This window comes from Chromobacterium sp. S0633, assembly GCF_024158805.1.
Lineage (GTDB): Bacteria > Pseudomonadota > Gammaproteobacteria > Burkholderiales > Chromobacteriaceae > Chromobacterium.
This window is the reverse complement of sequence record NZ_JAMZGH010000081.1, coordinates 1-11441: the sequence shown is the minus strand read 5'-3', so window position 1 is coordinate 11441 and position 11441 is coordinate 1. Positions and strand designations below refer to the sequence as shown.

Genomic DNA, 11441 nt, shown 5'->3' with positions numbered 1-11441 from the left:
CAGGTGGCATGGTTGTTGGGTTCGAACACCATGGACCGCATAGTGGTTTTGATGTCTTTTTCGGCGCTGTTGAACAATCGGCGTACGGGAATGTAGCGCCACTCAGTGTCGGTATTGTTTGTGAGGGTGCGGGCACCCCAGATCAACGTGCCACGGCCTGTGAATTCGCGGATGAAATTCAGCCCTTCTGGGTTGAATTGGCCGTTTAAATCATCACTGGTTTTGAACAGAGGAACTAGGCCGCCGTTTAGCGCCACATTGGCTGGTGCCTTCCATACACCGCGCTCTCGGTCGTTTCGGCAATATGCCCCCGCCACGGCACCGCTGGGCGGGATATCGCACAAGGTGGTTTGAAACGTGGCCCAATCGGCCCGCAGATAGGGGTAGTAGCATGCGGTAAAGGCAGTCCTGCTATCCAGGGTGGTATTAGGCGTCAGTTCTTTTTGTGGACCGTCCAAAATGGCGAACAGGCTGTTGCCGGGGATGCACAGCAAATTTACAGCCGTTTCAAAAATGGTTTTGTCTTGAGCCAGGTAGTTCCCGCCAGGACCGATAGGGGAATTGGCATTTGCTGCTGGCCATGGCATCCCCACGCCAGCTTCTACCAGTAAGGTCACGTCTTCCAGTCTTTGAACACGCGAGGTAAAGTCCCCGTCTTCCAACTCAACCATAACGGCCCCTTCCACGCTATCGCTGAGTGTGCTCCTTATTGGAACCAGATAACAATAACCACCCCCATTGAGAAAATAGCTTTTCACAGATTGGTGAAGTGGATTACTGGGGTCGTACAGGGTAGCCTCTGTCGGCTTGTCGATGGTTTTAACCGCCTTATTTTGTTTTGTCTTTTGGAGGGAGGCCGCCACCTTGGGCTGATAAGCTAACGCTTTGGTAAAGTCCAACCAGGAGTTGATACGGGTGGTCTTGGGGAAGAGCAGGCGAGGTACCCCATTCGCGATATTGGCCGCGGCGTTGGGGTTTTCTTCCGCATTATGGTTATCTTTGTCATGCGCACGTGCCACGGGAAAAACCGGCACGGCGGTGGAGCTGTTGGCGATGGACAGGGATTGGCTGGGCAGCTCTTCGATATATACACCGGGATAGCTGGTGACAGTGGTCATGGCGGTTCACTTTCAGTATCTGTAGAGAGTGGGGTTAGTGGAACTGAATGGTGACGGCGTCGGCCATGAGTGCCAGCTCTTCAATGGCTACTTCGTTGCTGCTGGCGTCTAGGCTGGGGGCGGTCAGCTTGGTGGGAAAGGCATTGGCGACGTTCCAGGTAATCAACAGTTCGTTGCCAGCTTCGTTGGTGAGGCTGATGAGGATATCTTTATTTCTCCACTTGGTTGAGAGAGGTGGAGTGAATTCAGTCGTCGAGTTAACTTTTCCCCTTGATCACGCCTCGTCAGGAGGGAAATGTTAACGGGTGCGATCTGATCTGGCATGTAGAATAATCCGCTCAAGCCATCCTTGTAAGCGATGGTTTCGTGGGAGATTTCCATACCGGATACGGCGGTGAAGGCCATCTCGTCGTTACCTATGCTGATATGGTAACGGTGTGTGGGAGTGGGGTAGGCGGTTGCGATCTGCTCGGTGCTGGTTGCCATTGCTTTTAACCTTTACCTAGTTGAGAGGGATCGATACTTTATGGAAGTAAAAATAACGCATGTCAAACAGTGGTTGGATGCGGGTTTCATAATAATTATGCATACCTAATTCGCTGCACTATAGATTATAGTTTTACAAAGGCAAGTTCAGATTTTCATGTTGGATGCTCCTGACCCGCTCCCTTCCCCGTAAGTTCCTATTTTATTTTTGTAATTCCTGAACTAATAATAAACGTGGTCAATGCCATTGAGTTGGGGCGTATGCCATAGGTTCATGACCTTTCTCGTTCTCTATGAGTATTCTCCTAATGAGCAACCTCCTACCCGAATTCTATGCCTTGGATCGTCACGTCGAGCATAACTATGTTTGCCTGATGGCACAGCTGCAGCGCATCGACACGCAGCTGCAAACCCGCATACGGCAGTTACAGCAAGAATCCGATTCAGCACAGGATGAGTGGGCTTGCAATCTAAAAGACACGCCTCCTGAAGAACTGCAATCCAGACTGGCACCCCCGCCGCCAGCGTTGTTGGATGAAGAGGTAGCCCATGGCCGTTTAGGGCAGTTGGTGCAACGTTTTGGCCTGACTTCACTGGAGCGGGATGTATTGCTATTGGCATTGTTGCCACATGTGAATATGAGTTACCTAGATTGGTTTGCTCAAGCGCAGGGTAATAGCAATATGAACCATCCTACTGTACAACTCGTCTTGGATGTCCTCTGCCCGTCACGTTTGGAGCAAGTCCAACATATGGCATCGCTATTGCCGGATGGTGCGTTGGTACGGCAAGGGTTGCTACAGCTATCACATGGCAGTAACAATTCATCGCAAGTTAATTCCAATACCATGATTAGGGCCGATAAGCGAATTTATCATTATCTGATTGGCCATGACTATTTACCGATCCTTTTAAGGCAAAGTTGCCGCTGGGTCACGGCATCACATCATCTTGCGACTACGATGGCTTCTAGTTTGGCACAGCTGAAAAAGAACCTTGTTCCTGGCGCATGTTTGGTGTTGAAGGGCTTGCCTGATAGTGGGCGTGCTGTGTTGGTGGCTGCTGCGGCGCAAGTGTTGGGTATGCCAGTGTTGGAGTGGGACCTGGCTAAGTTGATGGGGAACGATAGAGTCCCTCCATCCTTGGTGACCGCGATTTTTTGTGAGGTGCAGTTGTACGCGGGTTGCCTGATTTTAAAACACTTACCAGAGCAGGCGGAGAAACGGCCAGAATTAAGCGTTTTGCTAAGCCTACAGGCAGATAATTATGCGCAACCTGTGATCATATTACAGGGTCTGTCATCACCGATGTATTGGCTGGGTGATATACCGCATAGGGTGCTCCAGTTGCCGGCTCGTGATCTATATCAGGACAGAGCATTACTGGCCCAATGCTTGGCGGATATTCCTTTGGACGATGATGTGGATTTGACCTCATTGGCTCAGCGCTTTCCTGCGGTAGTCTCCAAGATAGAACCTATTTTGCAAGAGGCCGAGCTGTATCGTAGGCAGCGCTATCCGGTCGGTGCCCTTAGTCAGGCTGATTTGCACCAAGCCTTTCGTTGGCGTAGTCAGCAAAACTTCGGTGATTTGGCGCTGCGGATCGAACCCAAGAGGAGTTTTGATGATTTGATTGTGTCGGCGGCATTGCAGCAGCATTTGGCTGAGTTACGCGCGGCTATTTTGCATCGTGAACACGTGTTGGCTTTGGGGTTTGGCGACAAGCGGCACTATGGTGTGGGCATCAGTGCACTGTTTTATGGTGCATCTGGCACGGGTAAAACCATGGCAGCTGAAGTTCTGGCTGATGCGCTGAGGGTGGATTTGATCAAAGTAGACCTCTCGACAGCAGTCAACAAATACATCGGCGAAACAGAAAAAAATCTGGCTCGTATTTTTGATATGGCAGCTCTCGACAGCGGTGTGCTGTTTTTTGATGAGGCTGACGCATTATTTGGTAAACGTAGTGAAGTCAAGGAGGCCAAGGATAGGCATGCCAATATCGAAGTGGCTTACTTATTGCAGCGCATGGAAGCACACACTGGCTTGGTAATCTTGTCCACCAATAATCGTTCGCATCTGGATCAAGCCTTTAGCCGCCGCTTCACTTTTATCCTTAAGTTTGACTATCCGGACCATGCTACTCGTGTTCGCTTATGGCAGGCCATTTGGCCTGCACAGGCTTCGTTGGACGACAATATTAATGTTGAGCAACTTGCCTCAATGGCGGAGCTTACCGGTGCGAATATCAGTAACATCGCGCTGGCCGCAGCTTGGCTGGCTGTGAGTGAAGGTGCGCCACGAATTGGCATGTCACATATTCAGCATGCGCTCAAGCGTGAGCTTGCGAAAACTGGCCAACTTGCCCGTTAATCAGGAAAAAAAATGAATACCACTCTATCTTGGCCCATGTATTCCAGTGATGAAACCTTGTTGGAGTTAAATAAGTGCGTGGAAGCTGCGATACAAGCCTACTTGCCAGATGGGGTCGAGGTCTGTTTTGATATTCCTGACCCGGAGACGCCGCCGGCAACTCCGACAGTGAGTGTGTTTATGTATGCCATTCAGGAAGATCTGGAGCTGCGTACAGGCATCGCTCGCCAGTTCATGGGCATGGCGATGTCGCCAGGCTATATTAATATTAAGTGCGAATATTTGGTGACTTATTGGGAGCAGTCCATTGGCGATAAATGCGAAGGCCCACAGGCTAGGGCTGCCAGCACAGCGATGACAGCCTTGAATTGGGTGCTAAATGCTTTGATCAATAATCGCGAGTTAAATGGCATGCCTGGTGCCTACATTCGTGTGATTACGCCGAATAAACTAAACGAATTAAGCAATTTTTGGCAAGCATTGGGCAATAAGCCAAGGCTATGTTTAAATTTCTCGGCAACGGTCGCGGTGACTTTGAGGGATGCTCAAGAGACCTATGCTCCTATCCAAAGCAATGAGTTGATGGTGGCCCCGAAGGAGCAATGAATCGTCCCAGCCTCTTTAGATGCTCTTGAGCCATTGTTGGGCTGAGCCCGCTCCTATAGAAATTCCTTCTTTATGGGCAGTTCAGTAGATGCTATCTGATATTTCTTGTATTTGTTTTATTCACAGCTTCTTCGCCTATTGCTGGAGATAATTCTTATGCCTGGTCATGACCACCTTCAAGAAACTACCCAACAAGAAACTACCCAAGAAGATGAGATAGAGAATGGCGATGAGGATTGGTATCAGGGTGAGGTGAGTGGTACGCCCTCGTGGCGGCAGGTAGAGACGTTCTTCTCGTTTATCGCCCAAGAGCATTTGAAAGAGGCCCAAGAATTTAGAGAAAAGGGCCATAATAGCCAGATACCGGAAGTTGACCCTGATTTATTACCAGAGTTAGAAGACGTCGTAGCAACTATCAAATCCCGTATATATATTTATGCCAAAAGGGAAGATCAGCTGTGGCTGCTGACGCAAATTGAACAACTCGAAAGGTTTATCTCAGTGCTTTCGGGAGGGACGCTTCAGGATTGGGTGACCAACAGCATGTGTATCCACTCGCGAGAAGGCAGGGCTGACAAACTGGAGGGCAGGGCTACGGCCCAGTCACAGGTGAGACGGCTAGAGTTAACACTGCAAGCGTTGCTTCGCACTGCCAAGGCGTTGGGTGCGGTTGTCGACTATAGCACAGCAGAAAACTTAAAGAGGGCGGTGGAAGAAGAACTGTCTACAGAGGCTACCAACGCGATAGCTTCAAACGATGAACAGGCAGTGGCGCAGGCTTTAGAGAGGATGAAGGCGGATATCGATGGCAACTCCCCCTGGTCAGAGCTAGTGAGCGGCAGAGTGGCATCTAAGGAGGCAGACAAAGCGGTATTCTTCGAGACACTGATAACGGCTACCCGTCGTGCGGCAGCAAAAGCAAACAAGAATGCTCGTGAGCTGTCGGGTAGCGCGCAGACCTTTTTTAGTAAGGTAGCTGCGTATCTTCAGTCTTTCTCTGACGTGCTATCGAAGTTGAATGGGAAGGTGTCAAAATCAAGTAAGGAGGGAGTGTTAGATTCATCCGCTGTTCCGAAAACGAAACAGGTAGGGGAGGGAAAGAGTGAAAAAGGCACCCTTAGGAAATGGGTTGGGAAGAAATTTGAAGAGGGAACGTCGCGCGCAGCCATCATAAAGACTATGGCTTTAAGGCAGCTTGACCGGGGAGAACGGCGAAGCAAGACACCCGAAGCTGTCATGGTTGATAGCATCATAAGAAGTATTTTGTGGCAATGTCAGCAGCCGGCAATAAAAATTCAGTCAGCCAGCGAGGCGATTTTATTGAAAGCTAAAGAGCTAAAAAAAATAGCGGGAATATTGGATGTGCATGGCACTAATCATGAGGCGATAGCGAGTGATCATCAGAATGACGCAGACCTTGATGCTCAGGTAATAGGGTGGGTGCAAGCATACAACGAGCAAGAGAGGCCTGAAAATAAAACATCAGCGAAACTAGTCGTACTTGGCCAGTTGTTTGATAGTGATATTGCTAGTGCGCGTAAGATAGTGAGGCGGTTTAGTCGCAATCAAAATAGTGTGGGCGATGCTGCACAAAATATTAAAGATGAAATTAATCACCAATTTTCTAATGCTATAAAGAAAATGATTAATGAGCAGTTTGATGCCTCAGGCCATTCTGAGTATATAGGGTTGGAGATGAGTAAATTTCTGCCTGAAATTACCGATGGGCTTGCACAGTCTGTGGTGGAGTTAAATAATGTCATTATATCAGCTGAACGGCAGCCGCCAGATTTTTCCGATATCAAATGTTGGGCTAAGCGGGCGTCGTTGTCTTCGACGAAAGTAAAAGAAAAGATATCAACCCAGTCCGCCTCACTGACTGGTAAGCCATTAGATGACAACTCACGGGGTGCCCGGCTTGCCAAGTACTGGGCAAGTCTTGCCCAAGAAAGGGGGAGCAAAAGTTGGCTAATGCCCGACGCGGGAATAATGTTGGCAGGACTGAGAGAGCATGGCTTGCTTAAGGGTACCGTCTCATCGGGAGATCCTAAGGGGTATTTATTGGCTACTCGACTCGCGGGAGAGGTTGAGAACGCGCATAATGATGAATTGAAGCTGCCGATGAGTGCTGATGAGTATGCCGCATTGGAAAAGAGTCTGGTTGAGTTTATTGTGCGCTGGGGGCAAAGAAGGACAACGCGAGGCACGACACGCCTAGTTGTGGAGTTAGGTTTTGAACAAGCGATAGATACGGCCATGTTCAGTCTGTCTAACGTTATTAGAATGCCTTATAAAGTTCTGAAAGCATCAATAATGATTCCCTACAAAGTCAACAAGGCAAGTAATTATATCCTGCCTGGGCAGGATAAGCCATATAAAGCCATTCGTAACCTGCTGGTGAAAAAATTAAGTCAGCTGGGTTTGAAGTTGATTACTACCCCTGTGCCTGGGGTGATGAAATATGCCGTGGGTGGAGGCTTGATGGTGGGGGCGACGGCATATAACAGGTATGTAATATCGAGCGAAAATACGGTCGATGCCATATATGATAGATTGGTGAAGGGTGCAAAGAGTAGAGTAATAAAAATGGACTCAAAGACGAGTATGTTTTTTGATGTGCCACTAGACGCGATGTTTATGGTGCCTTACAAGGGCATAAGGAAGTATGGCCAAAGTATTAAAAGTAATAGTGAGGAACATGTTACACCCAATGCGTTGGTGAAGAGAGTTTACAGACGGAGTCCGCGCAGGGAGGAGGGGGTGGCAGGGAGTGATGGAAAAATAGAAGATCTAAATGATAAATACGGCGTGAGAGAAAAAAATTCGCGTACGGCAACATTTAGTAGAGATATAAAAATGAAAGCTGCGAGGCTTGGTTTGAATATGGCCACAGCAAGTTTTGTAATTGTGCGAACTACTGAAGGAAATGATAGCGAACCACCAGTGGAAAAACGATATACTGTTAAAGGGTCACAGCTTATTGCTTATTATGATCCTCTGGATGAGGTTGAATATCCTAGCGAATTTTTGCCATTGAAAGATGATATCAATAAATTTTTATTTGAGAATTCACTAAAAATGGAAAGGGAAGTAAAGGATGTGGCAGATGCGGAAAAAGCTTTTACTGCGCAGCAAGAATTGTATAAAGTTGGCTATCCGAATCAGGTGAATGTTTCTAACAGAATTGATGAAGTGATTCAGAAGGATATTGATCAAGCAATGGGAGGGAAGTCAGTTAGTGAACATGGAGTAAAGCCAGACAAAAAAATTGAAGTCCGCATAACTGTGCATCTTGGCACTGGTCAAACTGTAACGACCACTAAACATTACACTATTCGTCAACTTGCTGTTGGGTTGCATTTGCGTGAGAACCCAAATTGTGCATTCGTTTTCATTTGGCCTGATGATAGAATAGCTACTCTTTTTGATAGGCCACAAGGGGCGCTGACGGCTTATCCTTATGTTGTGACTAAAAAAATAGAATCTGAGCTTGAGAGGGATAAAGAAAAACTTAATGATGATAAATCAATAGGTGCGCGTGAGAAAATTATCTCTCAGAATGTGGCGCAGGCTTTGTCAAAGGTTGCGGAGAAAGAAGGGCCTGGTTCAGAGGCATATGTTGCGGTAGATCGATTTCTTAAAGGTGAGGTTAAAGCATTATCTGTAAAATTTAAAGATTATACTCTAGATGGTGTGTTTGCCATTCCATTGAATGACCCTGAAAAAATAATATTGATAAAATCGAATCCAAGCGAGGGGGCGCAGTATCTTATTGTAGATAAGAGTCAGCTTGTTCATCCCGAAAAAGCGAAAGAAGTATTTGATTTTTTAAAGCCAACCTTCCCGAAAAAAGCGCTGCTGCATCATTGGAAAAATGAAAGTGATCTGTCCGCTTTCCAAAAGAAAGAGAGACTGGTTGGCGAGACAATGCCGCGGATAGGTCCTGCTCCAGGGCCGACCATGCGTTGGACGGTAGAGAAAACATGGGTTGAGCCCTATCAGTTTGAGCCAATTGTATCGGACGGTAAGTCCCTGAGTGTATTGGCCGGTCATTTGGAGAAAACTCAGCGCAGTACACATTATTCCAATGTGGATGCGTATGTCTATTCGAGTGGAGAGTACTATGTTCAGGCAGGGGCGAAAATTGGACAAATTGTATTGCAAGGCGTTAATTCTTTATCAATGGGTATTCCCTCGGCAGGAATGAGAGCGCTTGCTGGGCTGGGGGCTAGCGGTGCCTCGGTATTTTTGGATGTGATGGACGCAGTTCAGGAAGATGATCCTAATGCAAAGGATGAGAAGCTTAAATGGGCTGCGACAGGGGCAATGCTGTCTTTGCCAGGGGATATTTCTGATGCTAATACGCTGCTAAAAAATGTAAATAAGGCAAATGGTAAATTAAATAGAGTAGCGAATGTGTTAGGCAGTGATGCTCGCGGTAAAAAATGGGGGGGGCGAAGGGCTGGTGATAACAGTTCTTCTAACAACAGTCCTATAGAGAATGGCATTATATTCAAATCTTCTGCTTCTACGAGTAGGAAAAATATTGGTATTGAAAGAATTAATGATGATATTAGTCTCATCTCTGCAGAAGGTTCGCAAGCAAAGACACTTTACCTTGATGCGCACGGTGCTTATGAACCTAACGCAACAATTCCATTTTATTACTTTGATCGTAACGGGTTTCATAAAGTTCCTCCGTCGGGAACAGTTCCAGTCCCTCAAGGGAAGACTGTTTCTTTTAAAGTACCGCATGGATATAAAATGGGAGCGGGGCGTCCTGATCAAGACTTATTGAATGCTCGAAATTATAAGCCTTTTACTTCGGTTGATGCTGAGCGCTACACGCTACACCCTATTAGAAATCCAAGTAACACTGATGCGAGCCAGCAGGTAGCTCACATGGTATCGAACAACCCTGAGAAAGCATCTAAGGGGACAGCAAAGCCCGGAGAATTACGAAACTACGATTATACCCATTTTAAAAAGAATGGAACTAGTGAGCAGGAGCATCAGGGCATTCTTGTTAACGGCGTTGATAGACTCCATTATTTAGATAGTAAAACGCCGGGGTCGGCAGGGGATGTTATAACGATCAATCCTGGATCTACTGTACCGTTAGGAAGGCTTTTAGATCAATTATCTACAAATCCAAGACTTCAACAGTATGATAAAATTGTTATTTTGGCATGCCGATCCCCATATGGCAGGCGATCGCCAACTTATTCTACGGTTGAAGGTCCGCTTTTTGCTCGTCCCCCATCATCTCCTAACGGTTATTCTGGAAATCATACTAGCGATTCAAAATCAATTGATCCTAGCGGTGGTCAAGGCGGTGAGTCTATGGATCCGGTATATTTGGTCTTTAGAAGGAGTCCGGAGACTAAACGCTTCGATTCGTATGTTGAAGTTCCCGTAGAGGTTGAAAAGGAGGGGGAGGGGTCGAATCAGAACCAGAAAATGGAAGAAACAAAGCAGGCAATAGAAAACAATAATGACTCTTCAGTGATGGTGGCCGGTGGTGATTATTTGACTAATGGGAACCAATCTTATTATGATGTTTATGGATTGTTCTTGGAAAAATTCCCCCACCGCACAAGTGATAATATTAGACAATTTTATCAATTCAATAAAGGTAATATACCAAAGAACGTAACCGATGCTGAAAACCAAAAACTTGAGGTGGGGACAAAGTTCACCATCCCTAATGTACGCCCCCTGCCACAAGGTGATTGATGGCAGGTGCCGGTAATGATCTGCTCCCCTTAGGCCTTACCAATCATAAGTTGAGAGAAGTCCGTCACTGAAGGAGAATGACGGACATGAAGAAGAGCAGATTCACTCCTTCCGCAAAAACGTAGCGGCGAAAAGTAGAGATTTCTGGCAAATTCAAGCCCACCATCCATTCGTTTGACATTTATGGAAATGCTACTCAGGGGGGCGTGCACACGTTCTTAAATACCTTTATCATAGCCACTCTACTTGTAGTGGGGTCTTCAGCCAGGGCAGAGGGATTGAGGTGATCGGCCAAGGTAGATCCCGCAACAGCAGATCACATGGCTCCGGGACAACCCGCAGATGCCATATGTCATCCTCTTGCCATAACTCGCCAGACCGCAGTAAAAACCAAGCGCGAACATCTTGTGGACTGCAGCGATGCAGGCTGGGAGTTTGCCGCAGCAAGCTGGCGAGCATATCGTCCAGAGTCGCAGCAACGTCGGCGGGCAGGATTTCCTGAGGATAAAGCAAGTAGTCAATTGGCCAGTCACACAGCCATTTAGTGAAGAGTGTGCGTACATCAAGGCCTCCTTCGTCCTGCCACAGCCAGCAATCCAGCCAGCAGACGGCTTTTCTCCGTGCGTCTGGACCGACAAACCGCTTGCCTTCCAGCACCCCCCATTGCTGAAACCTACTCGGCAGCAAGGGCCAAAGCAGGATCAAACCAATATTTTCTACTGGTAGAGACGTTTTGCTTGATACCGTTGATGGTCGGGGGGAGAGGACAGACAACTGGCTGGTTTCGTTCAGCGCCTGGCGCCACTCGGGCGAGCGCGCCGCCAGCGCTTGCCGGGCCGGCTCGTTTAACACCGCCCTGAGACGCGCTACGGCGGGAGCATGGTTGGCTAGCCGTTCCAGCTCCATCCGACTGTCGTCGCTCGCCTCCGCCCAGCAACTGCATAGCCAGTGTTCGGGATTTTGAGCCAAGGCTGCACTCAAGTGCGGCGCCAGCGCAGCGCCAGCAAGGTAAGCGGCCAGGTCTGTCAGCATCGCGGCAGACAACCGGCTGGTTTCGTTCAGCGCCTGGCGCCACTCGGGCGAGCGCGCCGCCAGCGCTTGCCGGGCCGGCTCGTTTAACACC

General features: G+C 48.0%; 7 protein-coding genes. 3 read left to right on the top strand and 4 right to left on the bottom strand.

Translation table 11 applies throughout. From position 1 onward, the window contains the following. The 3 genes from NK214_RS24325 to NK214_RS24315 form a co-directional block, all read right to left on the bottom strand. On the bottom strand, positions 1–1118 hold a 1118-nt coding region (locus NK214_RS24325), incomplete at its 3' end, for a phage tail sheath subtilisin-like domain-containing protein (protein WP_253315728.1). A gap of 34 nt (positions 1119–1152) precedes the next feature. Continuing rightward, positions 1153–1284, bottom strand: a complete 132-nt coding sequence (locus NK214_RS24320; RefSeq protein ID WP_227106129.1) for a phage tail protein — start codon at positions 1282–1284, stop codon at positions 1153–1155. Next, a complete protein-coding gene (locus NK214_RS24315; protein WP_253315727.1) occupies positions 1281–1604 on the bottom strand; it encodes a phage tail protein in 324 nt (107 codons plus the stop codon). Before NK214_RS24315 ends, NK214_RS24320 begins: the two co-directional genes overlap by 4 nt. A gap of 308 nt (positions 1605–1912) precedes the next feature. Here NK214_RS24315 and NK214_RS24310 point away from each other — a divergent pair, with 308 nt between their 5' ends. From NK214_RS24310 to NK214_RS24300, 3 genes are all read left to right on the top strand, one after another. Next, positions 1913–3976, top strand: coding sequence for an ATP-binding protein (locus NK214_RS24310; protein WP_235085354.1), 2064 nt, complete (start codon positions 1913–1915; stop codon positions 3974–3976). A gap of 12 nt (positions 3977–3988) precedes the next feature. Beyond that, positions 3989–4582: a Pvc16 family protein gene (locus NK214_RS24305; protein ID WP_227106132.1), complete on the top strand. Its 594-nt coding sequence runs from the start codon at positions 3989–3991 to the stop codon at positions 4580–4582. A gap of 156 nt (positions 4583–4738) precedes the next feature. Continuing rightward, a complete protein-coding gene (locus tag NK214_RS24300) occupies positions 4739–10318 on the top strand; it encodes a putative adhesin (protein WP_253315726.1) in 5580 nt (1859 codons plus the stop codon). A 231-nt stretch (positions 10319–10549) separates the two neighbouring features. Here the strand turns inward: NK214_RS24300 and NK214_RS24295 are convergent. Beyond that, on the bottom strand, positions 10550–11441 hold an 892-nt coding region (locus tag NK214_RS24295; protein WP_253315725.1), incomplete at its 5' end, for a contractile injection system tape measure protein.

Excerpts from the sequence above, each read along its gene's own strand:
- NK214_RS24315 (WP_253315727.1), bottom strand. The coding sequence starts at position 1,604 with ATGGCAACCAGCACCGAGCAGATCGCAACCGCCTACCCCACTCCCACA.
- NK214_RS24310 (WP_235085354.1), top strand. The coding sequence starts at position 1,913 with ATGAGCAACCTCCTACCCGAATTCTATGCCTTGGATCGTCACGTCGAG.
- NK214_RS24305 (WP_227106132.1), top strand. The coding sequence starts at position 3,989 with ATGAATACCACTCTATCTTGGCCCATGTATTCCAGTGATGAAACCTTG.
- NK214_RS24300 (WP_253315726.1), top strand. The coding sequence starts at position 4,739 with ATGCCTGGTCATGACCACCTTCAAGAAACTACCCAACAAGAAACTACC.